General features: G+C 58.1%; 22 protein-coding genes, 1 other RNA gene and 1 riboswitch. Of the genes, 8 read left to right on the forward strand and 15 right to left on the reverse strand.

Translation table 11 applies throughout. From position 1 onward, the window contains the following. Positions 1 to 4 precede the first annotated feature (4 nt). From rpoB to ACEVJK_RS02360, 5 genes are all read right to left on the reverse strand, one after another. Positions 5 to 3,865: a DNA-directed RNA polymerase subunit beta gene (gene rpoB / locus ACEVJK_RS02340; RefSeq protein ID WP_186852785.1), complete on the reverse strand. Its 3,861-nt coding sequence runs from the start codon at positions 3,863 to 3,865 to the stop codon at positions 5 to 7. 440 nt (positions 3,866 to 4,305) lie between these two features. After that, positions 4,306 to 4,455, reverse strand: coding sequence for a FeoB-associated Cys-rich membrane protein (locus tag ACEVJK_RS02345; RefSeq protein ID WP_240286987.1), 150 nt, complete (start codon positions 4,453 to 4,455; stop codon positions 4,306 to 4,308). 47 nt (positions 4,456 to 4,502) lie between these two features. Continuing rightward, a complete protein-coding gene (gene feoB / locus ACEVJK_RS02350) occupies positions 4,503 to 6,737 on the reverse strand; it encodes a ferrous iron transport protein B (RefSeq protein ID WP_186852786.1) in 2,235 nt (744 codons plus the stop codon). 100 nt (positions 6,738 to 6,837) lie between these two features. Continuing rightward, on the reverse strand, positions 6,838 to 7,059 hold the full coding sequence (locus tag ACEVJK_RS02355) for a FeoA family protein (protein ID WP_186852787.1): 222 nt from the start codon (positions 7,057 to 7,059) through the stop codon (positions 6,838 to 6,840). A 12-nt stretch (positions 7,060 to 7,071) separates the two neighbouring features. Then, on the reverse strand, positions 7,072 to 7,284 hold the full coding sequence (locus ACEVJK_RS02360; RefSeq protein WP_340405256.1) for a FeoA family protein: 213 nt from the start codon (positions 7,282 to 7,284) through the stop codon (positions 7,072 to 7,074). A gap of 196 nt (positions 7,285 to 7,480) precedes the next feature. Between ACEVJK_RS02360 and ACEVJK_RS02365 the strand changes: the two genes are divergently transcribed. The 3 genes from ACEVJK_RS02365 (at position 7,481) to ACEVJK_RS02375 (ending at position 9,268) form a co-directional block, all read left to right on the forward strand. Next, positions 7,481 to 7,852 (forward strand): metal-dependent transcriptional regulator, encoded by a 372-nt coding sequence (locus ACEVJK_RS02365; RefSeq protein WP_186852788.1) that lies wholly within the window; start codon positions 7,481 to 7,483, stop codon positions 7,850 to 7,852. Between the two features lie 179 nt (positions 7,853 to 8,031). Further along, complete coding sequence (locus ACEVJK_RS02370; RefSeq protein WP_147570821.1) at positions 8,032 to 8,322, forward strand: hypothetical protein; 291 nt, start codon at positions 8,032 to 8,034, stop codon at positions 8,320 to 8,322. Positions 8,323 to 8,374: 52 nt separating this feature from the next. Then, complete coding sequence (locus ACEVJK_RS02375; protein ID WP_147570822.1) at positions 8,375 to 9,268, forward strand: SH3 domain-containing C40 family peptidase; 894 nt, start codon at positions 8,375 to 8,377, stop codon at positions 9,266 to 9,268. Positions 9,269 to 9,328: 60 nt separating this feature from the next. Here the strand turns inward: ACEVJK_RS02375 and ACEVJK_RS02380 are convergent, their stop codons facing one another. The 5 genes from ACEVJK_RS02380 to ACEVJK_RS02400 form a co-directional block, all read right to left on the reverse strand. Further along, positions 9,329 to 10,768, reverse strand: coding sequence for an MATE family efflux transporter (locus ACEVJK_RS02380; RefSeq protein WP_374739886.1), 1,440 nt, complete (start codon positions 10,766 to 10,768; stop codon positions 9,329 to 9,331). 35 nt (positions 10,769 to 10,803) lie between these two features. Continuing rightward, a complete protein-coding gene (locus tag ACEVJK_RS02385; RefSeq protein WP_147570823.1) occupies positions 10,804 to 12,138 on the reverse strand; it encodes a sodium-dependent transporter in 1,335 nt (444 codons plus the stop codon). A 162-nt stretch (positions 12,139 to 12,300) separates the two neighbouring features. Further along, the gene (locus tag ACEVJK_RS02390; RefSeq protein ID WP_374739887.1) at positions 12,301 to 12,903 is read right to left on the reverse strand and encodes an HNH endonuclease; all 603 of its coding nucleotides are present in this window, start codon (positions 12,901 to 12,903) and stop codon (positions 12,301 to 12,303) included. Between the two features lie 10 nt (positions 12,904 to 12,913). Further along, on the reverse strand, positions 12,914 to 14,281 hold the full coding sequence (rlmD, locus tag ACEVJK_RS02395; protein ID WP_374739888.1) for a 23S rRNA (uracil(1939)-C(5))-methyltransferase RlmD: 1,368 nt from the start codon (positions 14,279 to 14,281) through the stop codon (positions 12,914 to 12,916). A gap of 116 nt (positions 14,282 to 14,397) precedes the next feature. Continuing rightward, positions 14,398 to 15,813: a sodium:alanine symporter family protein gene (locus tag ACEVJK_RS02400; protein ID WP_186852790.1), complete on the reverse strand. Its 1,416-nt coding sequence runs from the start codon at positions 15,811 to 15,813 to the stop codon at positions 14,398 to 14,400. A gap of 116 nt (positions 15,814 to 15,929) precedes the next feature. Beyond that, positions 15,930 to 16,027: riboswitch (glycine riboswitch) on the reverse strand. A gap of 331 nt (positions 16,028 to 16,358) precedes the next feature. Between ACEVJK_RS02400 and ffs the strand changes: the two genes are divergently transcribed. The 5 genes from ffs (at position 16,359) to ACEVJK_RS02425 (ending at position 21,056) form a co-directional block, all read left to right on the forward strand. After that, positions 16,359 to 16,623: signal recognition particle sRNA large type (ffs, locus tag ACEVJK_RS02405), an RNA gene on the forward strand. A 262-nt stretch (positions 16,624 to 16,885) separates the two neighbouring features. Further along, positions 16,886 to 18,610 (forward strand): DNA polymerase III subunit gamma/tau, encoded by a 1,725-nt coding sequence (gene dnaX / locus ACEVJK_RS02410; protein ID WP_374739889.1) that lies wholly within the window; start codon positions 16,886 to 16,888, stop codon positions 18,608 to 18,610. Between the two features lie 27 nt (positions 18,611 to 18,637). Further along, entirely contained in the window at positions 18,638 to 18,985 is a 348-nt protein-coding gene (locus tag ACEVJK_RS02415; protein WP_147570827.1) for a YbaB/EbfC family nucleoid-associated protein, read from the forward strand. Between the two features lie 222 nt (positions 18,986 to 19,207). Continuing rightward, positions 19,208 to 19,519 (forward strand): hypothetical protein, encoded by a 312-nt coding sequence (locus ACEVJK_RS02420; RefSeq protein ID WP_374739890.1) that lies wholly within the window; start codon positions 19,208 to 19,210, stop codon positions 19,517 to 19,519. 163 nt (positions 19,520 to 19,682) lie between these two features. Next, entirely contained in the window at positions 19,683 to 21,056 is a 1,374-nt protein-coding gene (locus ACEVJK_RS02425) for an MATE family efflux transporter (protein ID WP_374739891.1), read from the forward strand. Between the two features lie 38 nt (positions 21,057 to 21,094). On the opposite strand, the gene gluQRS is transcribed toward ACEVJK_RS02425, so the two are convergent. From gluQRS to mltG, 5 genes are read right to left on the reverse strand one after another with little or no spacing between them, the layout of a single operon-like run. Continuing rightward, the gene (gene gluQRS, locus ACEVJK_RS02430; RefSeq protein ID WP_374739892.1) at positions 21,095 to 22,027 is read right to left on the reverse strand and encodes a tRNA glutamyl-Q(34) synthetase GluQRS; all 933 of its coding nucleotides are present in this window, start codon (positions 22,025 to 22,027) and stop codon (positions 21,095 to 21,097) included. A gap of 34 nt (positions 22,028 to 22,061) precedes the next feature. Then, a complete protein-coding gene (locus tag ACEVJK_RS02435) occupies positions 22,062 to 22,442 on the reverse strand; it encodes a DUF2019 domain-containing protein (protein WP_374739893.1) in 381 nt (126 codons plus the stop codon). Positions 22,443 to 22,469: 27 nt separating this feature from the next. Next, the gene (locus tag ACEVJK_RS02440; RefSeq protein ID WP_374739894.1) at positions 22,470 to 22,847 is read right to left on the reverse strand and encodes a metallopeptidase family protein; all 378 of its coding nucleotides are present in this window, start codon (positions 22,845 to 22,847) and stop codon (positions 22,470 to 22,472) included. 13 nt (positions 22,848 to 22,860) lie between these two features. Next, positions 22,861 to 24,081: a U32 family peptidase gene (locus ACEVJK_RS02445; RefSeq protein WP_147570832.1), complete on the reverse strand. Its 1,221-nt coding sequence runs from the start codon at positions 24,079 to 24,081 to the stop codon at positions 22,861 to 22,863. Positions 24,082 to 24,137: 56 nt separating this feature from the next. Continuing rightward, the gene (gene mltG, locus ACEVJK_RS02450; RefSeq protein WP_186852795.1) at positions 24,138 to 25,253 is read right to left on the reverse strand and encodes an endolytic transglycosylase MltG; all 1,116 of its coding nucleotides are present in this window, start codon (positions 25,251 to 25,253) and stop codon (positions 24,138 to 24,140) included. Between the last annotated feature and the right edge of the window lie 60 nt (positions 25,254 to 25,313).

Below are 25,313 nucleotides of genomic sequence, written 5' to 3' on the forward strand. Positions count from 1 at the left end.
GTACTCAAAAGTCCTCGTCAGAGAACAGCCCGTCCTCCGAGCTCTCCTCATCGGTCACATCCAAGGTGAGGTCGTCGTCATCGCTCTCTCCCTTGAAGGTGAAGCCTCCAGCGGAGGCGAAGTCGGCGTCCTTCTCATAGCCGAAGTCATCGTCCCGGTCATAGAAATCGTCCCGGACGGGCTGGTAGTTGTCCTCGTCGTCATCCTTCAGCTCGATCTCCTGCCCTTGGTCGTCCAGTACCTTGATGTCCAGACACAGGGACTGGAGCTCTTTAATCAGTACCTTGAAGGACTCGGGCACGCCGGGCTTGGGCACATTCAGACCCTTGACGATGGCCTCGTAGGTCTTGACGCGGCCGGTCACGTCGTCCGACTTGACCGTCAGGATCTCCTGCAGGGTGTAGGCGGCGCCGTAGGCCTCCAGAGCCCACACCTCCATCTCGCCAAACCGCTGGCCGCCGAACTGGGCCTTGCCGCCCAGAGGCTGCTGGGTGACCAGGGAGTAGGGGCCGGTGGCACGGGCGTGGATCTTGTCGTCCACCAGGTGGTGCAGCTTCAGGAAGTAGACATAGCCCACGGTAACCGGGTTGTCAAATCGCTGGCCGGTACGGCCGTCATACAGCCAGTTCTTGCCGTCCACCAGGCGAAGTTTGCCCGCCTTCTGCCACTCCCGGACCTGGGCGCTGTCGGCCATCTCCTCGGAGGACAGGGCACGCATCTCCTCCTCGCCCTCGCCGGCCAGATAGAGCTGCTTGCCGATAAGGGGCTCGTCATAGCCCACCTCACGGGCCAGGCCGGCCATTTTCAGGCACTCCTGAATATCGCTCTCGGTGGCGCCGTTGAAGATGGGGGTGGCCACCTTCCAGCCCAGGGTCTTGGCGGCGTATCCCAGATGGACCTCCAGCACCTGGCCGATGTTCATACGGGAGGGCACGCCCAAGGGATTCAGCACAATGTCCAGGGGGGTGCCGTCGGGCAGGAAGGGCATATCCTCCTGGGGCAGGATGCGGGACACCACGCCCTTGTTGCCGTGGCGGCCGGCCATCTTGTCACCCACGGAGATCTTCCGCTTCTGAGCAATATACACCCGGACGGTCTGGTTAACGCCAGGGGACATCTCGTCGCCGTTCTCACGGGTAAAGATCTTTACATCCACCACGATGCCGCTCTCGCCGTGGGGCACCTTCAGAGAGGTGTCGCGGACCTCACGGGCCTTCTCTCCAAAGATGGCCCGGAGCAGCTTCTCCTCAGCAGTGGCCTCCGCCTCGCCCTTGGGGGTGACCTTACCCACCAGGTAGTCGCCGGCATGGACTTCGGCGCCCACCCGGATGATGCCGTGCTCGTCCAGGTCCCGCAGAGCGTCCTCGCCCACGTTGGGGATATCACGGGTGATGGTCTCGGGACCCAGCTTGGTGTCCCGTGCCTCGGTCTCATACTCCTCGATGTGGATGGAGGTAAATACGTCGTCCTTCACCATCCGCTCGTTGAGCAGGATGGCATCCTCGTAGTTGTAGCCCTCCCAGGTCATGAAGCCCATGAGGATATTCCGGCCCAGGGCGATTTCGCCGTGGTCGGTAGAGGGACCGTCTGCCAGCACGTCCTGGAAGTCTACCCGCTGTCCGGCGTCCACGATGGGCCGCTGGTTGATACAGGTGGTGTGGTTGGAGCGCAGGTACTTAGTTAGGCGGTACTCCTTGGTCTGGCCGTTATCATAAGCCACGGTGATATACCGGGCGGACACCTTGGTGACCGTGCCGGGGCCTTCCGCCAGGATGGCCACTTCGGAGTCGATGCAGTTCTTGTGCTCCTGGCCAGTGGCCACAATGGGAGCCTCGGGCCGGAGCAGGGGGACGGCCTGGCGCTGCATGTTGGCGCCCATCAGCGCACGGTTGGCGTCGTCGTTCTGGAGGAAGGGAATCATGGCGGTAGCCACGGACACCATCATCTTGGGGGACACGTCCACATAGTCCACCTGGTGTTTATCCACAGAAATGGTCTCATTCCGGTGACGGCAGGTGATACGCTCGTTGACGAAGCAGCCGTTCTCGTCCACAGGCTCAGTGGCCTGGCCGATGGTGTACTCGTCCTCTACATCGGCGGTCATATAGGTGATTTCGTCGGTAACCCGGCCAGTCTCCTTATCCACCTTACGGTAGGGGGTCTCAATAAAGCCGAAACGGTTGATACGGGCGTAGGAGGCCAGATAGGAAATCAGGCCGATATTGGGACCTTCGGGGGTCTCGATGGGGCAAAGGCGTCCGTAGTGGCTGTAATGGACGTCACGGACATCGAAGGAGGCCCGGTCACGGGACAGGCCGCCGGGGCCCAGAGCGGACAGACGGCGCTTGTGGGTCAGCTCGGCCAGGGGGTTGGTCTGGTCCATGAACTGGGACAGGGGGCTGGAGCCGAAGAACTCCTTGATGGCAGCGGTGACAGGGCGGATGTTAATCAGGCTCTGGGGGGTGACCACATCCAGGTCCTGAGTGGTCATCCGCTCCCGGATAACACGCTCCATACGGGAGAAGCCGATGCGGAACTGATTCTGAATCAGCTCGCCCACACAGCGCAGCCGGCGGTTACCCAGGTGGTCGATGTCATCCGGGGTGCCGGAGTTGTGGGCCAGACAGTTGAGGTAATTGATAGAGGCCATGATGTCAGGCACAGTGATGTGCTTGGGGATCAGGTCGTCCAGATGGCCGCGGATGGCGTCCTTCAGTTCCTCCCCCTGGAACTGGTCCAGCAGCTCGCACAGGGCGGGGAAATAGACCATCTCGCTGACGCCGACCTCTTGAGGGTCAAAGTCCACAAAGTCCTTCAGGTGGACCATGTTGTTAGAAAACACCTTGACCTGCTTACCGTCCACGTCGATGACAGCCTCGTTGACGCCCCGGTCGTCCAGGAAGTGGGCCCTCTCCCGTGTCAGGACCTCTCCCTCCTCGGCGATGATCTCGCCGGTGCGGGGATCGGCTACGGGCAGGGCCAGCTTCTGGCCGGACAGCCGGGACCACAGAGCCATCTTCTTGTTGAACTTATAGCGGCCCACAGCGGACAGATCATAGCGCCGGGGATCAAAGAAGGTGGCGTCCAGCAGGGTCCGGGCGGAGTCCACCGTGGGGGGCTCGCCGGGACGGAGCTTGCGGTAGATCTCCAGCAGGGCGTCCTCATAGGTCTTACAGGCATCCTTCTCCATCGTGGCCAGGATACGCTCGTCCTCGCCGAACATCTCGATGATTTCAGCGTCGGTCCGGGGCCCCAGGGCACGGATAAGGCAGGTGATGGGCAGCTTGCGGTTCTTATCGATGCGGACATAGAACAGGTCGGACAAATCGGTTTCATACTCCAGCCAGGCACCCCGGTAGGGGATTACGGTAGTGGTGTAGGTCAGGTTGTCCGCCTTGTCCGCGGTCCGGGTGTAATACATACCGGGAGAGCGGACGATCTGGGAGACGATGACCCGCTCGGCGCCATTGATGACGAAGGTGCCGGCCTGGGTCATGATGGGAAAGTCTCCCATAAAGATCTCCTGCTCGGCGATCTGCTCCGACACCCGGTCGTTCTTCTTCTGGGTGTTGCGCAGCTGGACCTTCACCTTGATGGGGGCGGCGTAGGTGGCGTCCCTGGCCTTGCACTCCTCCACGTCGTACTTGGGCTTCTCATCCATGGAGTAGTCCACAAAGGTCAGCTCCAGATTGCCGGCATAGTCGGTGATGGGGCCGACGTCCTTGAACACCTCCCGCAGGCCGGTGTCCAGGAACCACTGGTAGGAGGTCTTCTGCACCTCCAGCAGGTTAGGCATCTCCAGGATCTCCTGGTAGCGGGCAAAGCTCTTTCTCGGGGTCTTGCCGTACATTACGTCCTTGACCATGCTAAAAAATCAACTCGCTTTCTTCTGATTCCACGGTTGGTCCTTCCGTTTTTTCCTCTGGATGCAGGGAAAAACAGCCGTTTTCGCCGTCGATTTATACAAATCCGGCACTCCGCCGCTTTTCCGCACACCCGGGCGCGTTGCTATTTTGCTTGAAGTCACTCTTGTCTTTCTGTCCGCCCTGTGATAAACTAAAGACAGAGTATGGGAGATCATGCTCTTTCTTTGAGGGGACATAAAAGCATTTTATTGTACCATGGGGAAGGCGCTGTGTCAAGCGCCTTCCTTTTATTTTCCCAAAATTTCCTTGGTATAAAACCTTATCTGGAGACCTATCCGGACTTTGGACACAGCAGTTTTCAATCTACCACCCCCATGTGGAAGGAAGAAAGCCGGACGGGTGTTATCCCGTCCGGCCTTTCATAAAGGGGGGAGAAAATCTATTTATGATGGCAGCCGCCGCATTGGCCGCAGTCGCCGCCGCAGTGTCCGCCCTTCTTATGGCCCTTCCAGATAGAGCGGACTGCCAGGGCTGCCACGGCCACAAGGGCCGCGATCACGATGAGGTTTCCTATCATGGGCGGTATCATCGTCACGCCCTCCTTTCATAGCTTAGGATAAGAAAATGAATGCTCTCTTACTTCTTCGCAGTTTTCTTCGCCTCAGCGGCGGCCACGGAAGTCAGGTGGTGGATCTCGCCCTCAGGCTGATAACCCTTGCGAAACAGCAGGAAGAGGAGGAGAACCAGAGCAGCCGCCGCTACTACGGTCCACACGCTGAAGGAGGCCACACCGGCGATGAGCCCGCCGATCTGATAGACGATCATGGAGATGACGTAGGCAAAGCCGCACATATACCCGATGGCGCCCAGGGTCCACTTGGGGTTGTTCATCTCCCGCTTGATGGCGCCCATAGCGGCAAAGCAGGGAGCGCACAGCAGGTTGAAAATCATAAAGGAGTAGGCGGTGATGCCATTGAAGTCGCCAGCCACCATGGTCCAGATGGGGGAGGAGTCCTCCATCAGGTCGATCTCGCCGGCATAGTGGTACAGCACGCCGAAGGTGTTGACTACCTCCTCCTTGGCGATGAGTCCGGTAACTGTGGCAACCGTAGCCTTCCAGGCCCAGTCGCCGGCCCAGCCCAGGGGGTAGAAGATCCAGGCGACCGCATTGCCGATGACGGCCAGCAGGGAGTCGTTGTTGTCCTCCACAGCCTGGAACACGCCCTCCACAAAGCCGTAACCCTGGAGGAACCAGAGAACGATGGAGGAAAGCAGGATAACGGTGCCAGCCCGCTTGATGAAGGACCATCCCCGCTCCCAGGTGGCCCGCAGTACATTGCCGGCAGAGGGGGCATGGTAGGTGGGCAGCTCCATGACAAAGGGGGCGGGCTCACCAGCAAATGCTTTGAATTTCTTGAGCATGACGCCAGAGATGATGACAGCGGCGATACCAATAAAGTAGGCAGAGGTGGCTACCCAGGAGGAGTTTCCGAAGATAGCGCCGGCGAACAGGCCGATGATGGGCATCTTCGCGCCGCAGGGGATGAAGCCGGTGGTCATAACGGTCATCTTCCGGTCCCGGTCCTGCTCGATGGTTCGGGAAGCCATGATACCGGGGACGCCGCAGCCGGTAGCCACCAGCATGGGGATGAAGCTCTTGCCGGACAGACCAAAGCGGCGGAAAATCCGGTCCATGATGAAGGCGATACGAGCCATATAGCCCACATCCTCCAGAATGGCCAGCAGGAGGAACAGCACCAGCATCTGGGGCACAAAGCCGAGCACAGCACCCACACCGGCCACAATACCATCCTGGATCAGACCGTAGACCCAGGTGCCTTCCACTACGCCCAGGGCGCCCAGGATCGCGTCGAACCAGCCGGGCACGATCTCACCGAAAAGGGTGTCGTTGGCCCAGTCTGTACCGAAGGTGCCGATCCCGATGCCGCCGTCCACAATAGAGGTCCCCATGGCGATGGTGTAAATCAGATACATGATCACCGCGAATATGGGCAGGGCCAGGATTCGGTTGGTCACGATCTGATCGATTCTGTCGGAAATGGAGAGGCTGCCCTTGGCCGCCTTTTTCTTTACCGCCCTGGACACGACGCCGTTTATGTAGGCATATCGCTGATTGGTAATGATGGACTCAGCGTCGTCATCCAGTTCCTTCTCACAGTCAGCGATATGCGACTCCAGATGGGCCGCCAGCTCGCTGTCCAGTGCCAACTCCTCCAACACCTTCTCGTCCCGCTCAAAGACCTTGATGGCATACCAGCGCAAATACTGGTCGGCCACCCTCCCCTCAATGGACTCCTCAATGTGGGCGATGGCGTGCTCCACGCTGCCGGTAAACACATGGGGCAGCTCTCCTACCCGGTGGGCTTTAGCCATCGAGACGGCCTGTTCGGCCGCCGCCATGCCGCCCTCCCCTTTCAGGGCAGACATCTCCACCACTAGGCAGCCCAGAGAGTCACCCAGCTTTTTCAGGTCGATCTGGTCCCCATTCTTACGGACCAGGTCGATCATGTTGACCGCCACCACTACGGGCAGGCCCAGTTCGATGAGCTGAGTCGTCAGGTACAGGTTGCGCTCGATATTCGTGCCGTCCACGATGTTCAGAATGGCGTCGGGCTGCTCCTTAACCAGATAATTTCTGGCCACTACCTCCTCCAGTGTATAGGGGGACAGGGAATAGATACCGGGCAGGTCCTGGATGATCACGTCCTTATAGCCCTTCAGCTTGCCTTCCTTCTTTTCTACCGTTACGCCGGGCCAGTTGCCCACATACTGGTTTGCGCCGGTCAAACTGTTGAACAAGGTGGTCTTGCCACAGTTGGGATTGCCGGCCAATGCGATCTTGATGTTCATTTCTCGCCTCTGCTCCTCTCGATTGTTAGTTATAGCTAACTTTTTGGCTGAAAAAAGCGGCTCTCCCAGACGGCATTTTACCGTCTGGCGCCGAGCCTTTTCAGACGACCTCGATCATCTCCGCGTCACTTTTCCGGACCGACAGCTCGTAACCCCGGACATTTAATTCCATGGGGTCTCCAAGTGGAGCCACTTTGCGGACGAATATCTCGACGCCCTTGGTGATTCCCATGTCCATGATCCGGCGCTTTACCGGCCCTTCTCCATGGAGCTTGGCCACAACCGCGGTTTGGCCCACGGCCACATCCTTCAATGTCTTCATGCTTATTCCCCCTCAAATCATAATGCGGTTCGCCATACTTTTGTCTAGGGCGATCCGGCTGTCTTTGACCTGTACGATCAGGTTTCCCGCAATCTCACTTACCACAGTGATATCACTGTCCACCACAAAGCCCAATTCAGCCAGGTGCTGACGGATCTCGTCCTTGCCTGTGATCTTTCTGACCGTGACCCGTTCCCCAGACTTCGCCATCGTCAGCGGCATCATAGCTCTCCTCCTTCAGATGATTAGTGAAAGCTAACTCGCACTCAGAAAAACTAGGTTAGCATTTACTAACCCCTTTTCGTCTGTGGAGTTTATCACAACTAACTTTCCTTGTCAACCCCTATTTGAAAGTCCTTGCCTTTTTCTGGCGTTTATGTTACCCTTGGTACAAAGAGTTGCCAGGAAGGAAGGACTTTAGATGAATATCCACGAATCGGCTGAGGATTATCTGGAGGCCATTTTGATCCTGCGGGAACAGCTGGGGATGGTCCGCTCCATAGACATTGTCCACCACCTGGATTACACAAAGCCCAGTGTCAGCGTGGCTATGAAACGGCTGCGGGAAAATGGATACATTGAAATGGATGGGGAAGGGCATATCACTCTGCTTCCCCCGGGAGAGGCGATTGCCCAGCGGATTTATGACCGCCATAAGCTGTTGACTCAGCTTCTGGTTCGGCTGGGGGTTGACCCAAAGACCGCGGCGGCGGACGCTTGTAAGATCGAACATGACCTCAGCGATGAATCCTTTGAAAAGATTAAAGCCCATGTCCGGCAACATACAAAATAGGCCTTGGAAACGGCCTTCTTTCCCATATCAGGTCCGCTCTCAGCGTAAAAGCCGCCCATAGAGCGGCTTTTTTCTTTTCTCTCCGTATTTTTCCATCCAATTCTTTGGGAAAGGATTTGACAGACGGCGGCAAATATGTTACAATTCGGTTACAAGTTTTGAGCAAGGAGGGATTCATAGTGGCTTCTGAGAATATTCCTCTTTCCTATAAAGGGCATCCCCTGCGTCGGAAAGACAACCTGATTTACTACGGCACTATGGCCGAGAAATATATTATCATGCTCCAGATCCTGTCTACCAAGACCGTCAACGGCCTGGAGATGGCAGATAAGGTGGCCGTCCAGCTCCAGCTGACTGACCCCGATCTGCGGGGACGGGACCGTGTGGTCAAGAAAAGTGAAAAAGACAGCCTCTATGCGGCCATGGATATCGCCGCCGTGTGGCTGGACCGCTCTTTGAACGGCAAGTGACCCCTGTTGGCTGACCATCAGAAATAGAAAAGGATTTGGGAGGATCTCAGCTATGCACCTGAAGATGACCATCACCCGGCTCACCGCCGCCCTTCTGGTTTCCAGCACCCTCGCGGCCCCTGTCCTGGCCGCCTCGGGTACTGTCAATTCCGGGGGCGACCCCCTTCGGGTCCGGGCCGATCCCAACACCAGCAGTCAAATTCTAACCAAGCTGTCCGACGGCACCCAGGTAGAGGTGCTGGAACAGGCCGAAAACGGCTGGTACAAGATTGCCCATGAGGGGATCTCCGGCTTCGTTTCGGGGGAGTATCTGGTGGTCCATGAGGAGGGCCAGGAGCAGGCCGTCGCATTGGCCGCGGAGGCTGACGCGGAAGCTGCCAGTACCTTTGGCCGGATTACCGCCTCCTCCCTGAACGTTCGCTCTGGCCCCAGCACTGACCACGAAAAGGTAGGGAGCCTAGCCGCGGGCAGGGTCGTCGAACTGCTGGAGGAGAGCGACGGCTGGTACCGTATTGAAAACGGCTATATCAGCACCGAGTATGTGACCATCGTAGACCCCTCCCAAATCAGCAAGGGACAGGAAATCGCCGATTATGCCCTCCAGTTCGTGGGGTATCCCTATGTGTATGGCGGCAGCAGCCCCAAGGGCTTTGACTGCTCTGGCTTTACCAGCTATGTCTATAAGCAGTTTGGCATCACCATCAATCGCACCGCCTCCACCCAGTTGGATAACGGTACTCCTGTTTCCATGAGCGAGCTCCAGCCCGGCGACCTGGTCATGTTCAAAAAATCCGGTACCGGCAGCAAGCGGGCATCCCATGTGGGAATTTACATCGGCAACAACCAGTTTGTCCATGCCTCCACTTCCACGGTGGGCGTCATTGTCAGCGATATGGATTACGCCTATTACACCACCGGCTTTGTGGGCGGACGCCGCCTGGTCTGATTTTCTCTCAAAATTACTAAAAAAACAGAGCGGGTCCCATAGGGGACCCGCTCTGTTTTTTTACTGCCGCTCTGCCTCCTGGGAGAGCGGGGGATGCCGACCCTCCAACGCTGTTAAGTCGCTGCCCTCCACCTTGGCATATGCCCGCTTCCGTACACACAGGAAGAAGATCAGATGGACCGCACCAGTGACCAGCCAACTGATGGGATAGGAGATGTACAGGCAGGAGGCTGTGTGATAGACCGGGAATATCACCGCCACCCACACCAGACGCAGGCCGCAGGCCCCCACTAGGGAGACCACCATGGGAACCACCGAATAGCCGATCCCCCGAAGGACGCCTACCAGCGTATCCATGATGCCGCAGATAAAATAGGGGCAGGCGATAAAAGACAACCGGATAAGTGCCTGGGCAATGACCTCATGCTCCCCGGCAGGGACATAGAAGCCAGCCAGAGTCTCGCCAAAGAAATAGGCAAGATTACCAAATACCAGGCCGCTTATGACCGAAAAAGAGACGCACTGGACCGCGATGCGGTCCACTCGCTTGCACTTTCCGGCTCCGTAGTTCTGCCCCACAAAGGTGATGGCCGTCTGATAAAAGGCGTTCATGGCGGCGTAGACAAAGCCCTCAATGCTGGCGGAGGCAGAGGAGCCGGCGGCCAGCACTGGGTCATCAAAGGAGTTGATGGCCGACTGGATGACCACGTTAGACAGGGAGAACACCACTCCCTGGCAGCCCGCCGGCAGACCCACCTGGAGGATACGGCGGATGACCGACCACTGAAGGCCCAGCTTATTCAATTCCAACCGGAGAGCCCCCTCCTCCCGCACCAGGCACCAAACCACTAGAGCGGCGGAGATATACTGGGAGATGATAGTGGCCAGCGCCACACCGGCCACATCCATATGCAGGACGATGACGAAAAACAGGTTTAGTACCACGTTGACTACGCCGGATAAAAAGAGAAAGTACAGGGGACGGCGGGTGTCCCCCTGAGCCCGCAGGATGGCCGCCCCAAAGTTGTAAGTAAGCAGGGCGGGCATCCCAAAGAAGTAGATGCGCAGGTAGACGGTGGCCAAGTCGATGACGTCGGTGGGGGAGGACATCCACTCTAGCAGCTGGCGGACCATGACTGTGCCGAACACCGTCATGACCACACCACTGATGAGCGCCAGGGTCATGGAGGTGTGGACGCTGCGGCTCACATTGTCGTGGCGCCCGGCCCCCAAATCTCTGGCTACCACCACATTGGTGCCCACGGAGAGGCCCACAAACAGATTGATCAGCAGGTTAATCAGGGCCGTATTGGACCCTACTGCCGCCAGGGCTTCCTTGCCGGCGAATTTACCCACCACCACTACGTCGGCGGCGTTGAACAGCAGCTGCAACAGACTGGAGGCCATCAGCGGCAAAGCAAAGAGAAGGATCTTATCCGCTATGGACCCGTTGCACATATCGATCTCATATCGCCTCTTGACGCTCCTCTGTTTCAACACAGACCTCTCCCTTCCAAATTTCTCAAATTCCTCACTCAGCCAATCCCGTGGAACACAAATCCCAGAATGACCACCAAGATCGTCAAAGGCACATAGACATACTTTCCCACAGGACCAAACGCCCTGCTCAGTGGCTTTTGCCTGCCAGTCTCCAGTTCTTTCCGAAGCTTGCTCCACCCCAGCACATAGTAGATGGAGATGGCACCCAGCACAGCTCCGATGGGGACCACTTGGATGGTGATAAAGTCCATCCAAGCTCCTACCCGCTCCTCTGACTCCATGAAGATCCCTACTCCAATTGTCAGTGCAGAGCAGATGACTACCGCCGTCTTTCTCCCCAGCTTGAAGTGTGTCTGCCAGCTCTCGGACACGGCTTCAAACATATTGATCAGAGAGGTAAGACCGGCAAACAGGACTGACAGGAAGAAAAACGCGGCAAACAGCCGGCCCATAGGCATCTGCTGGAACACGGTGGGCAGAGTGATGAACATGAGAGGCGGGCCGGATTTCACATCTAGGCCATAGGCAAAGACAGCCGGCATGATGGCCAAGGCGGACAGCAGGGCGGCCATGGTATCAAAGATCGCCGTCCGCAGGGACGCCTTGGGGATATCCTCCTTCTTGTCCAAATAAGCTCCGTACACGATCATTCCAGAGCCAGTGATAGACAGCGAGAAAAAAGCCTGCCCCATGGCCATGACCCAGGTGTATGGCTCCAGCAGCTTGGACCAGTCTGGGACCAGCAGGAAGCGGTAGCCCTCTCCCGCCCCAGGTAAAGTAGCCACCCAGATGGCCAGAATGATGAACAGGACATAGAACAAGGGCATTAGGATACGGCTCACCTTTTCGATACCAGAGGTGACGCCGAACATCAGCACCAGGCAGACCATAGCTATCACTACGGTATGCCACAGGGGATTACCAAAGTGAGAGGCGGCTGCCGTGAAGAAGGCGGTGGGCTCCGCCGTCATCAAAGTTCCGGACAGGGCGCCGGCCAGGCTGTTGAGCACCCAGCCCAGAATGACAGCATAGCCGATGGCGATACCCAGGGATCCCATCAGAGGCAGCCAGCTGACCACGCTGCCCACCCGCTTCAGTCTAGGGTCCCGCTCCTGAAAGCACCGCTCATAGGCGCCGATGGTCCCAGTACCCGCCAGACGGCCGATGCCGAACTCAGCGGACAGGCCCACCCAGCCAAACAGGAAAACGAACAGCAGATAGGGGATCAGGAAGGCCGCCCCTCCATACTGGCCCAGCCGATAGGGAAACAGCCAGATGTTACCCAGCCCCACAGCCGAACCAACACAGGCGATGACAAAGCCTATGGAGGAACTAAATCCCCCGTTCTGGTGTTTTTTCTGATTTGCCATACTCTGATTCTCCTAATTTCTAGTTTCACTTTTTAAAAGATCTGCTCCAGCGAATCAGTTTTTTATACTATCACAAAAGGAATGGACTGTCTAGTACAAATGTCCGTCCCTAAGGTCTCTGTCTGCCGCAACAGACTGAGAGGCCTATTTTGATCTTCAAGCCTATTTCTTGTTTGAGAGTTCCTCTTGCAATATATCCAACATATTCATGGTCTTTGTCGACCAGGAGATCGTAGTTCCGTGTAGGCCGCTCCTCTCCTGAATTTTTTGTCTCAATTCAAATATCTTTTCCATATCGATATCCAGCTCAGTTGATCGCTTCACCAGGTCGTTATAATCAACCCCTTTTATATTAGCGGCTTTTTTCATTTCCCGCTCTATGATCTTAGCCCAGTTTTCATTTCTGATCCTATATCGGACCCAGGCAAAAAAGATTTTCGGGTTCGTCGTATCTGGAGAATCAGCGTGGCAGTTTGGACACAGAAGGAACAGATTCCCCGGGCTATCGTCACCTCCTTTTGACTTTGGGACAATGTGAGCTTTGTCCAACAGGCGGTCTCCATTCCACAACGCCCTCAGTGTCTTTGCATCCGCTGTCTGAAAGGGCGGCATATGACAGGCCCAGCAGAATATCTCATCCGGCAGTTCTGTAATCTTTACCGCGTCATCCTCCGGTGTGCAATCGTTGATCCTCTTGATCTCAAAATCTTTAGTAATCGCTTTGTCGGACCAATACATATAGATCTCATACTTTTTTGTCTTCATATGCTCCTCCTTAACCAACATCGATCTCCGACTCCCGCGACAGAAGCACCACCGTTTCCACATGGGCGGTCCGTGGAAACAGATCCACCCCCTGTGCCTTCACCGCCCGATAGCCCAGCTCCCCAAACCGCCTCACATCCCTGGCCAGGGTGGCCGGATCACAGGACACATAGACGATCCGTTCCGGAGCCATGCCGGCCAGGATGGCAGGCACCTCCGGTTGGAGCCCCTTCCGGGGCGGGTCCACACAGATGACCTGGGGGCGAACTCCCTCCCCACTTAGCCTGGCGGCTACCGTCCCGGCGTCACCGCAGAAAAACTCTGTGTTTTCCACGCCGTTTCTCCTGGCGTTCTCTCTGGCGTCCTGGATGGCCTGGGGAACAATCTCCGCGCCGATCACTTTTGCGGCCCTCCGGGAGAGGGCCAGGGAGATGGTGCCGATGCCGCAGTACAGATCCAGCACGGTCTCCCTTCCGGTCAGGGCGGCAAAGTCCAGAGCCACAGCGTATAGCCGCTCTGTCTGTGCCTGGTTGATCTGGAAAAAGGATGGCACAGACAGGCGGAAGGTATAGGCGCACAGCTCCTCCTCCAGATAGTCCCTCCCCCAGAGGGTGTGGTACTCCGGACCCAGGATGACGTTGGTGTCCGCCGGGTTGACATTGAGCACCACACCCACTACACCTGGCTCGCACTCCCGCAGGGCTGACACCAGTCGGTCCGCACCGGGCAGCACAGGCTTCCAGGCCACGACACAGACCAGTGCCTCACCCCTACTGTTGGTCCGGACATAGAGGTGGCGCACGACGAACCGGCCCTCCATATGATACTCGGAAGGGAGATGAGCCGCCCATTCTTCAAAGGCGCGTTGGAGGCGCGAGACCCGCTCCGGCTGAAGCAGGCAGTCCTCCACCTCCAACACTTGGTGGCTCCTGGCCCGGTAATAACCCGCCCGGACCCTGTCTTCCGCTCGATCCACTGGGAATTGGACCTTGTTTCGATAGCGGTCGGGCTTCTCTGCCCCCAGCACCGGGGGCAGCTCCAGTCTTACGCCGCCTACCCGCTCCAGGGCGTCGGCGATGTGCTGCCCCTTGGCCCGAAGCTCCTCGTCGTAAGTCATGTGTCGGAACTGGCAGCCACCGCATCTGCCGAAAACAGGGCAACCGGGTCCCAGCCGCTCCGGCGACGGCCGCAACAGCTCCACTCCCCGTCCCCAGGCCACCGTCTTATTCACCTTCTCTAGCCGGACGTTCCATCGCTCGCCCGCGATGGTAAAGGGCACAAAGACCACCCGGCCCTCCAGCCGGGCCACCCCCATCCCCTCTGCGGTGTATCCGGTGATATCCAAGGCGTGGATACTATTCTTCTTCCAATCCGCCATGAGGCCACCCCACTTTCTTTTCAGCAATACTATATCATGTCCCGCCTCTGTGGTAAAGGACAAAAAGGGGCGCCCGGACCAGTCCGGACGCCCCCCTGGAGAGGGACAGACTCGCGTTACTTTTTCACACCCACACCGTGAGTGGTCCTGACCACCAAACCGGTCAGGGCGAAGAGGGCAATGGCGTTGGGGATAACCATCAGGTTGTTGAACATATCGGTCAGCTCCCACACAAAGTCGCTTCCGGTCACAGTACCCAGGAAAATAAACCCAAGCGCCAGGATCGAGTAGACTACGGCGCCCTTCTTGCCGAACAGATAGACTACGTTGATCTTGCCAAACAGATTCCAGCTCAGGATAGTAGAGAAGGCGAAGAAGAACAGACAGATGGCCACGAACATAGCCCCCGCCTCGGCGCCAAAGACGGAGCCGAAGGCGGTCTGGGCCAGGTTGGTCTTATTCAGTACCTGGCTGGCGGCGGCCGCGCCGCACTCGGCCAGCGGCCCGCCGGGGGTATACAGGGTGGAGATGACCACAAGAGCATTCAGAGTCAGCACCACAAAGGTATCCATGAATACACCGATCATAGCCACCACTCCCTGATCGTGGGGGTCGGTAACATTGGCCTGGGCGTGGGCATGGGGGGTGGAGCCCATGCCGGCCTCGTTGGAGAACAGGCCCCGCTTCGCGCCCTGACTGATGGCCTCCTTCAAGGCGTAGCCGAAAGCGCCGCCGATGATGGCCTGGGGCTGGAAGGCGTACTGAAAGATCATGGCGAAGGTGGCGGGGATATACTGGATGCGGGCGGCAAGGACACCCAGTCCGCCTACCAGAAAAATCACAGCCATGATGGGGACCAGCTTTTCAGTGACAGAGGCCAGCCGCTGTACACCACCCACGAAGATGAAGCCACAGATGACTACCAGCACGATGCCCACGATCCAGGAGGGCACACCGAAGGCTGTTTCAAAGGTGGAGCCGATAGAGTTGGACTGAACCATGCAGCCCATGAAGCCCAGGGCCAGGATGATGGCCACAGCAAAGAATCCGGCAAGGAACTTGCCGAAGCCGCCCTTAAAGGCAGTCGTGATGTAGTAAACGGGCCCGCCCTTGTAGGAGCCATCGTCGCTCTTCTGCCTGGTCTGGATAGCCAGGGTGGCTTCCGCGTAGATGGTAGCCATACCAAAGAAGGCGATGACCCACATCCAGAAGATGGCGCCGGGGCCACCGGCCAGGATGGCCCCCGATCCGCCCACGATGTTGCCGGTGCCCACCTGGGCCGCGATGGCCGTAGCTAAGGCCTGGAAGGAACTCATGCCGTGCTCCTGTTTTCCGCCGTGGAGGGACAGGTTCCCAAAAACCTTTCTCATCCCCTCCCCAAAGCAGCGCACCTGGACAAAGCGGGTCTTGATGGAGTACCAGAGACCGACTCCGATGAGCAGGAATACCAGGATATAGTTAGACAAATAGGTATTAATGCTTACTACGACAGGATATAGTGCCGATTCCATGGACGCAACCAATTCTTGCATTTGATACTCTTTCCTCTCCTATAAAAATAAAAACGGAACGACCGAATAAACCGACCGCTCCGGAGAATACACGCCCAGCGCACCTGCGCACGTGTAAAACAGATGCCCACAGGGCATCTGTTTCCTCTGTCCTTTTGCCTGAGAGATTAACGGGGCACGCCGCCCCGCCTTGCACCTTCGGCACTCGTTTTCGAGTTTCTCCAGAGTTACATCCGCATCCAGTCCTCATCCCCTCTGGGGACACCTGAGAGTGTTACTCCTTCGGCATGCCGTCTGGCCATTTTCCTGGATACTTCGTCTGTCCTATTCAGTTGCTCCGTTACCATACCACACCCGGCGGATTTTGTCAACCTCTGGTGGACATTTATTCTCTCACAGTGGAATTTCTGTGCGCCGGGCCTTGTTTTTTGTGCAGTCCGCCTTGAAAAGAGGCATTCTTCCAGGCTCTCGCCTCTGTTTTCCCCCTTTTAAATTTTTCATTGATAAATTCCCTCGGATATAGTAAAATACATGATAGCGTTGTTCCGCTTCGGCGCGGAGCAAGGCCGCACTAGTCGGGGAGATAGCGGTGCCCTATACCCGCAATCCGCTACAGCGGGGATGAATCCCGGCCCCCGGACGTGTAATGTGTCGTCTGCCCTGGATAAGCAGTGATGATAGACCGGTCCCGCGCAACGGGGTCCCGTGAACCGTGTCAGGCGGGGAACCGAGCAGCACTAAGCGGTCCGCTCCGTGTGCCGTGGGGTCACTGTTCTTGAGCCGGCTGTCCAGGTAACGGGCATATTTCACGCTTCAAAGGCCGGTGTGCGGTCTTACTCCGCGTCGAAGCAAACTCCATATCATTCGTACTGCCGCAAGCGGCAGTCCTCACTCATTTCGTTGCTTCTCCTTTTCCAAAGGACACCCGCTCCGCTGGGCTGTCCTTTGGGGGCCGATTACGGCCCTCTTTTTCCTGCAAACTCCATATTATTCCTACTGCCGCAAGCGGCAGTCCTCATCCATTCTGTGGTTTTTGTTTTTAAATTGGCTCCGCCCCAAACGGCGGGGCTGTTTTTCTCCGTGAGGTGATTTGATGTACCAGGCCCTATACCGAAAGTGGCGGCCCCGCACCTTTGAGGATGTGGTAGGCCAATCCCACATCACCGAGACTCTGCGCCAACAGGTGGCAGGTGGCAGGCTGTCCCACGCCTATCTGTTCACTGGCACCCGAGGCACCGGCAAGACAACCTGTGCCAAGATTCTGGCTCGGGCGGTCAACTGTGAAAACCCTCAGAACGGTGACCCCTGCAACCAGTGCCCCGCCTGCCTGGGCATTGAGAATGGCTCTATTTTGGATGTACTGGAGCTGGACGCCGCCTCCAACAACGGCGTAGACCAAGTCCGAGCCCTGCGGGATGAGGCGGTCTACACCCCTGCCGCCGTCAAAAAACGGGTCTACATCGTGGACGAGGTCCATATGCTGTCCACCCCCGCTTTTAACGCCCTGCTGAAAATACTGGAGGAGCCGCCTCCCCACCTTCTGTTCATCCTAGCTACCACCGAGCTGCATAAGGTGCCCGCTACCATCAAAAGCCGGTGTCAGCAGTTCTCCTTCAAGCGGATCCTCCCCGGTCAAATTGCACAGCGTTTGGAATATGTGGCTGGGCAGGAGGGCATCGACCTGACCGCCGAGGGCGCCGCTCTGCTGGCCCGTCTGGCGGATGGTGGACTGCGGGATGCCCTATCCCTGCTGGACCAGTGCTCCGGCGGGGGGCAGAGGATAGACGAGCAGACCATTCTGGACACGCTGGGTCTGGCGGGCAACCTGGAAACCGCTAAACTCATGGGCCATATTGCCGGGCGGGATGCCGCCGCCGCCCTGGACACCCTAGGCCGTCTGTACGGCAACGGTAAAGATGTGGGCTCCGTGCTCGGTGAGTTGTCCTCCCTGGCCCGAGACCTGCTACTGCGGAAGACGGCGCCCCAGGGAGGGACTTCCCTGCTGGCCGGAGGGTACGACGAGGCCACTATGCGCCAGCTAGGCGGGCAATTCTCCGCCGCCCGTTTGCTCCAGGCGCTGACTTTACTCCAATCCACCGCCGCGGAGCTGCCGCGGAGCAGCAACCGCCGGACCGACGCGGAGCTGTGCCTGATCCGCTTATGCGATGAGAGTCTAGATGGCTCCGCCGCCGGACTGTCTGCCCGGGTGGCACGGCTGGAGGAGCTGCTGGCTGGCGGGGTGCCTGTTCCGGCCGCTTCCCCTCCATCTACCCCTACCGTCCCCAGCGTTCCCGCCGGACCGGCGCCCTCTCCCGCGGAGGATCCGCCCCCCTGGGATGACCGCCCCCCGCTGCCAGAGGAGCCTCCGGAAGAACCGGAGCGCGTATTTGATGTTCCCGTGGAGGCTCCCGCCCCCACGCCGGTGCCCGCCGCGCCCGACTCTGGCGGAGGGAATCGGTCTTTTTGGCCCGCCTTTGCGGCTGGGTTGAAGGGAAAGGTGTCACCCTCCGTCCTGCCCTATCTCCACAATCCGTCCAAGGTGACCGGCGTGTGGAAAAATGGGCAGTTGACCCTGTGGACAGACAGTGAGTTCACCCGCTCCATGCTCAACAAGCCCGCCATTCTGGAGGGGCTGGCCCGCGCTGCGGGCGACGCTTTCGGCGGACAGCCCAGAGTGAGCATCGTCGCCGGCAGGCCCCCCGAGGAGGACCTGTCTCCCGCTCCCAGCCAGCCCTCCCCCCAGTCGAAGGGCTCCGGTGATGCTCTGGACCAGCTGCTGGCCTTTGGGGAAAAGTTTGACAACATCATCATACAATAAGATTCAGGACAAAAAGGAGTGTTTGATATGGCAAAAGGTTTTGGCGGCCGCGGTATGCCCGGCATGGGCGGCGGCATGAACATGAATATGCTCAAGCAGGCCCAGAAGATGCAGCAGGACATGATGCGTTTGCAGCAGGAGCTGCAGGAGAAGGAGTACCAGGCCGCGGCCGGCGGCGGGGTGGTGTCCGCCACCGTCAATGGCAAGCATGAGCTGAAGGCTCTGGTCATCGACCCGGAGGCCGTGGACCCCGACGACGTGGAGATGCTCCAGGACATGATCGTGGCCGCCGTCAATGAGGCCATGCGGGCCGCTGACAGCGACGCCGCCTCCACTATGCAGTCCATCACCGGTGGACTGGGTCTTCCTTTCTGATTTTTAACCCTTCAAGCCGCCCAAACCGGGCGGCTTTTTATTTATTTTTACAGTTTTATTTGACAATTATTTGATTTTATAGTATGTTTTTACCATGCTATAAATATCAATCTCATACAAGTCCATGTTTTATCGAAGGGGGGGCTCATTATAAAACGCAGGCATAAGCAGGAAGTCCCAGCTACTCTGATTCTGATTACTTGGGGGATTGAGTCTGCTCTTTTGATCCTCACCTCTTCTTTCCAGCAAGATATTTCGAGACTGTTCTTCCTCATCTGGTTCCCCACTTATTCTTTTATCCGCCTGGCTTTTCATGACCAGATCCGCTATGAAGAGGAGGGGGAGGCGCGGTTTTGCGTTCAGGCCGCCATGTGGTTCGGCGTATTCGCCTGCCTGACCGTTCTGTCCTCTCTCATCACTGGTGGGCTGTATCTCTGGAAGGGCTGGTATCCCTGGCTCCTCCTTCCCCTTGCCCGGCTCCCCCTGGTGTATCTGACTTACCGCATCTGGATTCGGCCAAAGGAACAGAGTTGACTATTACAAATGCAGGACCGGGCTTTCGGTCCTGCTTTTTTTCTTGCCATAGAGCTGAAATCAGTATAAAATGAAAGAAAAAGAGAACAGTGACCCCTCCCCTCTCTGTCCGGCGTGGCGGCGCCGGGGCGGGAGCTTTCACTGTCTGGAAAGAAGTGAGGAAATGCCCCTGTTTCATCAGCACCAGCTCCATGAACCGCCTGACCAGCGGACCAAGATGCTGGAAACCCCCGTCCCTTCTCTGATTGTCACACTGGCCATCCCCACCATCATCAGCATGATGGTCACCTCCATCTACAACATGGCCGATACCTATTTCGTGTCCCAGTTGAGCACCAGCGCCTCCGGCGCGGTAGGTATCGTCTTTTCCATCATGTCCATCATCCAGGCCGTTGGCTTCACGGTGGGCATGGGCTCCGGCTCCATTGCCGCCCGTCTGATGGGCCAGGGGAATCACCGTGACGCGGATGCCTACGCCTCCAGCGCCGTCCTCATGGCCCTGGTCCTCGGGCTGCTGCTGGCCGCCCTCGGCCTGGGTAACCTGGGCAGCCTGATTTGGGCCCTGGGCAGTACGGAGACCATCTACCCCTACGCCATGGACTACGCCCGCTATATTCTGATGGGCTGCCCAGTGATGGTCCTGTCCTTTACCCTGAACAACCTGCTCCGCTGGCAGGGGAAGGCCAGCCTGGCCGTCTTTGGCCTGGGCACTGGTGGTGTGCTCAACATGGTCCTGGACCCCGTCTTCATCTTTATCTTTGACCTGGGCATCGCCGGGGCGGCCATCGCTACCCTGCTGAGTCAGTGTGTCAGTCTGTGCATTCTCGCCTCCTTCTTCCTGTTGAAGAAAAGTGATTTAAGAGTCAGCCCCTCTTGTATCTCCCGCTCCCCCAAGCTCTATCTGTCCATTCTGAAGCAGGGAATGCCCTCCTTCTTCCGCCAGGGCATCCTGTCCCTGTCCACTATGGCACTGAACTTCAACGCCAAGATATACGGCGACGCGGCGGTGGCCGCTCTGGCCATCGTTACCAAGGTGTTCACCTTCATCCAGTCCATCGTCATCGGCTTCGGCCAGGGCTTCCAGCCAGTGTTAGGCTATAATTACGGGGCCGGACGGCTGGACCGGGTCAAGGAGGCGGTGAAGTTCTCCGTCAAGACCTGCACCATCATCTTGACAGTATGCGCAGTGGTAGGCTTTGCCTTCGCCCCCCAAATCGTCACCCTGTTCCGGGACGACCTTATGGTCATCGACATCGGCACCCGGGCCTTCCGCTACCAGTGCTTTACCCTCCCACTGGGGGCGGTGCTCACCTTCGCCAATATGTTCTTCCAGTCCCTGGGCAAGTCTGTCCGGGCCACCATCCTGGCCGTCTGCCGCCAGGGCGTGTTCATCCCTCTGGTCTACCTCCTGTCCTGGCAGTTGGGTCTCACCGGTCTGGAGCTCACCCAGGCCGTCTCCGACCTGGCAGCCTTCCTCATTTCCGGCACCATCATGGTACACTATTTTCTGAGAGAATTTGGGAAGGAACGGGTATGACATACAAATATAACGGCCTGACGAATACCGTCAGGCCGTTATATTTTCTCTCCTATGGACAGCGTGAGGTCCTTTCGGGGGAGTTTGTCCCAGCGGAATAGAGGGAGCAGTTCCTCCGGCGCAACCTCCTCCTCCCGGTCCAGCAGCCCGGCGGCATGGGCCAGCGTTCCCACGATCTGTGGGGCAGTAAACCGACTCTGGAGCTGCCCCAGCTCCTGGTCCCGGTCCCTCTTTGCCAGCCGCCTGCCATCCGGGGCCAGCAACAGGGGGACATGGCCGTACTGGGGATGGGGCAGGTTCAGCCGCTCCTGGAGCCAGATCTGCCGGGGGGTGGAGGAGAGCAGGTCGCTCCCCCGCACCACCTGGGTCACCCCCATCTCGGCGTCATCCACCACCACCGCCAACTGATAGGCGTACACCCCGTCGGACCGGCGGAGAATAAAGTCTCCGCAGTCCATTTTTAAATCCTCTTCGTATTTTCCGCATAACATATCACAAAAAGAAATGGATTTTTCCCCCACTGCCGCCCGCCAGGCAGGGCGGCGTGTCTTTTCCAGCTTCTCCCGCTCCGGAGCCGTCAAGCTCCTGCACCGTCCGTCATACACAGTTATTCCGTCCGAGCGGTGGGGGGCAGAGGAAGCCAGACGCTCTGCACGTGTACAGTAGCAGGGATAGACCAGCCCCTGCCTCTCCAGCTCCCGGAAGGCGGCGGCGTAGGCCTCTGTCCGCCGGGACTGATAGACCGGCTCCCCATCCCAGTCCAGCCCCAGCCACTCCAGATCCCGCATCACCTGGTCGCAATACTCCTGCCGGCACCGGTCCGGATCCAGATCCTCCAGCCGCAGGACGATGGAACCTCCCGCGCTCCGGGCGGCCAGCCAGGCCAGCAGGCAGGACCACAGGTTGCCCAGGTGCATCCGTGCGCTGGGGCTGGGGGCAAAGCGGCCTCTGACCTCATATGGCTCTAACATGGAATCCCCCCCTTTTATGCGCCAAAGCAGTTCCTTACAGCAGACTTTGATCTTCCGGATGGGCTGTCAGCCACTGCTCCAGCCACATTCTGTTGCCCAGTCCATTGATACTCTCGTCACAGGAGGCAACAAGTGAAATTTCTTTCAGAGCATATTTTCTTGTCTCTCCGTGATAATCCATCACTTCCAGGATATGATGTGCCGCCCAAATTCGGATATCAGCTCTCTCATGAAACAGCAGGTGAGAAAAGGCGGGCTTTTCCTCGGATCTGTCATGGTTGATCTCCGAAGCGATCTCTCTCAGGCGGTCAGCAGATCGATTGTATTGCTTTGCTTTTTTCTTGCTGTCCAGCCCATCGTTTTCCATGTCACCCATTTTCTGAACCGTTCTGACATACTCTGAAATCAGGTCCATCTCTTCATCTCCTCCCGGACACGCCCGCTATCCTTCTCCATACTCCTCCAGCGCCTGCCTTAAAAACTCCGCGTCCTTGTCGTCCAGGGCGTGGAGGCCGGCAGTTTCCTCCAGATGGTGGGTGAACTCGTGGGCCACGGTGGCAAAGATCTCGTCCTTCCAGCCCTCCTCGTCCTCCTCCGGCAGCAGGGCGGCAAAGGAGCCGTAATACAGGACGATATACCGCCCCAGCATATCGTGGACATACTCTCCCATAATGTACATCTCGCCGGGGGGAAAGTCCGGATCAGGCAGGGCTCTCTCCTCCATCTGGATGCCCCCGTCCAGGTCCAGAAAGAAGGCGTCGGGGAACCCGCCGGCGATCTCCTCCAGCCAGTCGCCCATCTGTTCATAGGTGGGTACCATGATCCTCTCCTCCTTACTGGGGACTCAGGTCCGCTTTTCGGCGGAGCAGGGAGAGGGGCGGCACCTGACAGGGCAGCTTCATGCGGAAGGTCATCTGCGGGTGGCGGACCTCCTCCAGTGGAAGGCCATCCCCATCCCAGAGGCCCTCCACCCACAAAGCCTGGGGCCGGACATTAGGCCCCACCAGCTCCAGACTGTCGCCCACTCGGAATTTATTGTTCAGGGTCAAAAGGGCATTTCCCTCCCCGTCACAGGACTGCACCTTGGCCACGATCTGCCAGTCCCGGACATATCGGGAATTCTCGGTATACTGCCCCGGCTGTCCATAGAAAAAGCCGGTGGAGTAGTGGCGGTGGCTGATGTGCTCCACCTCGTCCCGCCACACCGGGTCCAGTGGCTCTCCCGCCGCCGCCGCGTCGATGGCGTGGCGGTAGGCTCCGGTGACGATGGCCGCGTAGTAGGCGGACTTTGCCCTCCCCTCCAGCTTTAGAGAGTCCACCCCCGCCTCCATCAAGTCGGCCACATGGTCGATCATGCACATATCCTTGGAGTTCATGATATAGGTCTGTCCATTCTCCTCATAGACAGGGAAGTACTCTCCCGGCCGCTTCTCCTCCATCAGAGCGTACTGATACCGGCAGGGCTGGGCGCACTCCCCCCGATTGGAGTCCCGCCCGGTCATGTAGTTAGACAGCAGGCACCGGCCGGAATAGCTGACGCACATGGCCCCGTGGGCAAAGACTTCGATCTCCAGCTCCTTTGGAGTCTTGGCCCTGATCTCCTGAATCTCCTCCAGGGACAGCTCCCTGGCTAGAATCACCCGACTAGCCCCCAGGTCGTGCCAGGCCTGGGCGGACTGGTAATTGACGATGCTGGCCTGAGTGGAGATATGACACTGGACCTTGGGGGCGTGTCTCCTGGCCAGGGCCAGGGTGCCCACATCTGCCAGAATGATGGCGTCCACGCCCACCTCATTGAGATATTCCAGCCACTCCGGCAGCCGGGCTACTTCTTGGTTGCGCGGCATGGTGTTGCAGGTCACATGGACTCTGACCCTATGGGAGCGGCATAGGTCCACGGCCTGTTTCAGCTCTGTCCGGGAGAAATTTCCGGCAAAAGACCGCATTCCGAAGTCGGTTCCGGCCAGATAGACAGCGTCCGCCCCATAGGCCACCGCCATCTCCAGTCTCTCCATGTCCCCCGCCGGGGCCAGCAGCTCGATCTTGTTTCTCATGTTTATCTATCTCCTTCAGAAAGGGGCAAGGGCGCCGGCCCTTGCCCCTTTGGGAATCACTTGTATCGCTCCTGGGAATTGAGGAAGCTCTGGAGCTGGTCATAGGTATTGAAGAAATGGTGGAGATTGTCGTCGCCCAGAGCGTAATAGAAGTAGCTGGTATCCGTCGGCTCCAGGGCAGCCATGATGGCCTCCATGCCAGGATTGGCGATGGGCGCCGGGGGCAGGCCCTTATACATATAAGTGTTATAGGGGGAATCGATGGCCTTGTCCGCCTCCGTCGGCACCTTTCCGCCGTTGATATAGGCCAGGGTAGCGTCGATCTGGAGCAGGCCCACAGTTTCACCCTCAGGATGCTCCAGGCGGTTATAAATGACGGAGGCAATCTCCTCCCGGTCAGATCCATCCGTTTCCCGCTCGATCATGGAGGCGATAGTCAGGATTTCCCGCAGGGAATAGCCTGTTTCCTCCACTTGGGCCCGTATATCATCGGTGACCATGGAGTCAAAGTAGACCAACAGCTTATTGATGGCATACACCGGATCGTGGGGGGTATAGAACTCATAGGTGGACGGCATGAGGTAGCCTTCCAGCCGGTGGTAATCCCCCAGCGGGATATCCTGGAGGAAGGAGAAGGCGTAGTCGTGGTTGGCGGCGGCTTCCTGAAGCTCCTCCACCGTGGCCACCCCCTTCTCTTCCAGCAGGGCGAAGATCTGGTCCAGGGTATAGCCCTCTGGGATGACCACATCCACCACCGACCGGGTGGCGGAGTTGGCACTCATGCCAGCCAGCAGAGCCCGGTAATCCATATCCGTGTTCAGGGTATAGGTACCCATCGTCACATCGTCCTTGCCCCCTGTGAAGGCGGCAAAGAGCTTGAAGAGCCACTTATACTCGATCAGCCCCTCATCCTCCAGCCGGTTCACGATGCTGTTGAAGCTGTCCTCCGAGGAGATGGTAATGGTCACTTCCTTCTCATCCTTATTCAGGGCCAGCACATCGTTTGCGGCGATCCAAAGCAGGCAGGCCAGCAGGATGGACACTCCGATGACTCCTACCACATAGAGCACGGCGAAGCCGGCGGTCCGGCCGGTCGAGCCGCGGCGGGGACGGCGGGCGGCGGTGCGCTCCTCCCGCCCGCTTCTTCGTTCACTTCTTCGTTCCTGGGGCATTCAGGTCAGCTCCTAATAAAATTTTTCCGGGTCCTTGTCACCAGGAACAAGGGACCTCCA

It is taken from the genome of Flintibacter sp. P01028 (assembly GCF_041925235.1).
Lineage (GTDB): Bacteria > Bacillota > Clostridia > Oscillospirales > Oscillospiraceae > Lawsonibacter > Lawsonibacter aceti.

Bases quoted from the DNA above. Each gene is read 5' to 3' on its own strand.
- dnaX (WP_374739889.1), top strand. From the start codon at position 16,886: ATGTACCAGGCCCTATACCGAAAGTGGCGGCCCCGCACCTTTGAGGAT.
- ACEVJK_RS02360 (WP_340405256.1), bottom strand. From the start codon at position 7,284: ATGATGCCGCTGACGATGGCGAAGTCTGGGGAACGGGTCACGGTCAGA.
- ACEVJK_RS02365 (WP_186852788.1), top strand. From the start codon at position 7,481: ATGAATATCCACGAATCGGCTGAGGATTATCTGGAGGCCATTTTGATC.
- ACEVJK_RS02375 (WP_147570822.1), top strand. From the start codon at position 8,375: ATGCACCTGAAGATGACCATCACCCGGCTCACCGCCGCCCTTCTGGTT.
- ACEVJK_RS02425 (WP_374739891.1), top strand. From the start codon at position 19,683: ATGCCCCTGTTTCATCAGCACCAGCTCCATGAACCGCCTGACCAGCGG.
- ACEVJK_RS02390 (WP_374739887.1), bottom strand. From the start codon at position 12,903: ATGAAGACAAAAAAGTATGAGATCTATATGTATTGGTCCGACAAAGCG.
- gluQRS (WP_374739892.1), bottom strand. From the start codon at position 22,027: ATGTTAGAGCCATATGAGGTCAGAGGCCGCTTTGCCCCCAGCCCCAGC.
- ACEVJK_RS02345 (WP_240286987.1), bottom strand. From the start codon at position 4,455: ATGATACCGCCCATGATAGGAAACCTCATCGTGATCGCGGCCCTTGTG.
- ACEVJK_RS02440 (WP_374739894.1), bottom strand. From the start codon at position 22,847: ATGGTACCCACCTATGAACAGATGGGCGACTGGCTGGAGGAGATCGCC.
- ACEVJK_RS02355 (WP_186852787.1), bottom strand. From the start codon at position 7,059: ATGAAGACATTGAAGGATGTGGCCGTGGGCCAAACCGCGGTTGTGGCC.
- feoB (WP_186852786.1), bottom strand. From the start codon at position 6,737: ATGAACATCAAGATCGCATTGGCCGGCAATCCCAACTGTGGCAAGACC.
- ACEVJK_RS02415 (WP_147570827.1), top strand. From the start codon at position 18,638: ATGGCAAAAGGTTTTGGCGGCCGCGGTATGCCCGGCATGGGCGGCGGC.
- ACEVJK_RS02385 (WP_147570823.1), bottom strand. From the start codon at position 12,138: ATGGCAAATCAGAAAAAACACCAGAACGGGGGATTTAGTTCCTCCATA.
- ACEVJK_RS02400 (WP_186852790.1), bottom strand. From the start codon at position 15,813: ATGCAAGAATTGGTTGCGTCCATGGAATCGGCACTATATCCTGTCGTA.
- ACEVJK_RS02435 (WP_374739893.1), bottom strand. From the start codon at position 22,442: ATGGACCTGATTTCAGAGTATGTCAGAACGGTTCAGAAAATGGGTGAC.
- mltG (WP_186852795.1), bottom strand. From the start codon at position 25,253: ATGCCCCAGGAACGAAGAAGTGAACGAAGAAGCGGGCGGGAGGAGCGC.
- rlmD (WP_374739888.1), bottom strand. From the start codon at position 14,281: ATGGCGGATTGGAAGAAGAATAGTATCCACGCCTTGGATATCACCGGA.
- rpoB (WP_186852785.1), bottom strand. From the start codon at position 3,865: ATGGTCAAGGACGTAATGTACGGCAAGACCCCGAGAAAGAGCTTTGCC.
- ACEVJK_RS02445 (WP_147570832.1), bottom strand. From the start codon at position 24,081: ATGAGAAACAAGATCGAGCTGCTGGCCCCGGCGGGGGACATGGAGAGA.